The following is a 2,478-nucleotide window of genomic DNA, read 5'->3' as shown; positions in this document are numbered from 1 at the left end:
TCGTCGAGCCAGCGCTCGAGCCATTCCGGATCGGGCAGGCGCGACTGCACGGTATCGCGCGGGAACAGCGCCTGGTTCACGTGCAGGTTGGTCGGGTGCAGCGGCTTCTCGGTGCGGCGCGCCGACGCCATCAGCACGCCGATCTTCGCGAACGCCGCGCGCGCGACGTCGCCGCAGTTGTTCAGCGCCTTCTTCATGTAGCGCAGGTAGGCGCCGCCATGGCGCGCTTCATCGCGCGAAATCGTTTCGTAGATCTGCTTGATGACCGGCTCGGTATGCCAGTCGGCCGCGCAGCGGTACCAGTGGTTCAGGCGGATCTCGCCGCAGAAGTGCAGCATCAGCGTCTCGAGCGGCGGCGCCGGGTCGAATTCGAAGCGCACCGCGTGCAGTTCTTCTTCGGTCGGCACCATCTCCGGCCGGAAGCGGCGCAGGTATTCCATCAGCACGAGCGAATGCTTCTGCTCCTCGAAGAACCACACGCTCATGAACGCGGAAAAGTCGCTGTCGTGCTGGTTGTCGCGCAGGAACATCTCCGTCGCGGGCAGCGCCGACCATTCGGTGATCGCGTTCATCTTGATCGTCTTCGCCTGCTCGTCGGTGAGCAGCGAAGCGTCGAACTTGTCCCACGGAATGTCCTTCTCCATGTCCCAGCGGACAGCTTCGAGCGACCTGTAAAGTTCCGGATAAAGCATGGTGTTCATGATGGTCCCACCCCTGTTCTGCGCAATGCGACTTCTCTAAACGTGACTGTTGCCGCAAAGGCGCGCCAAGCGCGCTTTTTGCCGCCAAGACTGTAATTTTACGCGTGAAACCGACCGGCCGGACGCCGATTGCTCGTCCGGCAGCCGGGCGGCCGCGCCGCCGTTGCGGCATGCCGCAGCCACGCTCCGTGCGAACGGAACCGGCTACGCGCTTGCCTGAGTGGGGGCCGGCGCTGGCCGGCTCGCTGACGAGCCCGTCCCCTGCCCCAGGCGGGTTCCCCGTAGGGCCCCGTGCGGATGCCGGATCGGCGGGCTGTTCGATATGGTGTATACGGCGGCGGCCATGATAGCACGCGTGCATGACGGTTCCGAGACGCCTGCCCGGTCGCGCGCCGCCAATCTCGGTGCGGCGATCGGTCGCGGCCGGCCGTCGCGAAAATGCAACCCCGCCGCCATCCCGGCGCATCAGACCCGTATTTCGCCGGTCGCGAGACCGTCGTCCCGCGGCATGCCGGCAGCCGGCGCGCTGCCGCCGTCCGCCAGCGCGATCCAGCCGGCCAGCGTGTCGCGCTGCGCGCGCCCGTCGCGGTAGCCGAGCTCGATCAGTTCGCGCGTGAACGCCTCCTCGAACAGCAGGTAGCTTGCAAACGACGCGCCGGCCGGCTGGCTGCCGCCGATCGCGCCGAGCAGCCCGCGCATCGTCGCCGGCATCTGCTTCAGGTGTTTCGCGGCGATCAGCTCGATACGCTCGGACGGCGCGATCGCGAGCACGTCGACGTGCCGCCAGCCGCTGTCCACCTCGACCTGATGCGGCAGGTGCTCGATCATCCGGTTGATGTGCTCGATGCGCTCGATGTCCGAGCCGATCGAGTCGAGGAACACGCTCGCGAGCACCTGCTGGCCGATCTGCGCGAGCGTCGGGTAGCCGCGTACCAGCCCCGTGCCGTTCGCGGCCGGAATCTCGGGCCGCGGGTCGGCCGCACCGACCACGACGATCCGGTGCGCGCCGAAGTGGATCGCCGGCGACAGCGGCGCGATCTGCCGGATCGACCCGTCGCCGAAGTACTCGATCTGCCCGTCGAGCACGAGCGGCACGGCCGGGAACACGAACGGAATCGCCGACGATGCGAGCAGGTGCGACGCCGACAGGTCGACGAGCCGCGCGGTGCGCTGCGCGCGCCGCCACGCCTGGATCGGCTCGGCCGCCTGGTAGAACGTGAGGTGCCGGCCGCTCGAATAGCTGAGCGCCGTGATCGACAGCGCGTGCAGCAGGCGCGCCTCGAGCATCTGCTCGATCCGGTGGAAGCTCAGCTCGCGCTGCAGCAGGTGCGCGAGCGGCGCGTTGTCGAGCAGCCCGCGCGGCGAGCGGCGGGCCGCCCAGCCGAACGTCATCGTCGCGAGCCAGCGCGCACCGGCGGCCGCGATGCCGAGCCAGTCGGTGCGATACACGTAGTCGGCACGCAACGGCTCCCAGAATTCGAGCAGGCGCCGCACGCCATGGGAAAAGTCGTCCGCGTGGCTCGCGATCGACGTTGCGTTGATCGCGCCGGCCGACGAGCCGCACACGACCGCGAACGGCAGCGTATGCCGCTGCGGATCGGCCTCGCGCGCGATCTCGGCCAGCGCCTTGAGCACGCCGACCTGATAGGCGGCACGTGCGCCGCCTCCCATCAGAACGAGCGCGAGCCGCATGATCGACCTGCTATCTGCGCCGCGTCACGTCGAACGCTTCGGCGGACGGGTTTCGGGCGACGATGCGGCCGCCGCGCGCGCCGCG

General features: G+C 68.8%; 2 protein-coding genes. Both read right to left on the bottom strand.

The genetic code is table 11. From position 1 onward, the window contains the following. A partial coding sequence (locus ABY44_RS34085) for a ferritin-like domain-containing protein (RefSeq protein ID WP_431643400.1) occupies positions 1-701 on the bottom strand: 701 nt, incomplete at its 3' end. Between the two features lie 465 nt (positions 702-1,166). Continuing rightward, positions 1,167-2,393 (bottom strand): patatin-like phospholipase family protein, encoded by a 1,227-nt coding sequence (locus ABY44_RS34080; protein ID WP_027789015.1) that lies wholly within the window; start codon positions 2,391-2,393, stop codon positions 1,167-1,169. Positions 2,394-2,478: the final 85 nt, after the last annotated feature.

The sequence above is a fragment of the Burkholderia sp. ZZQ-2 genome (assembly GCF_050768715.1).
In the GTDB taxonomy this organism is placed as follows: Bacteria; Pseudomonadota; Gammaproteobacteria; order Burkholderiales; family Burkholderiaceae; genus Burkholderia; species Burkholderia cepacia.
Note: the sequence above shows the minus strand (reverse complement) of the source record. Positions and strands in the feature narration are given on the sequence as shown.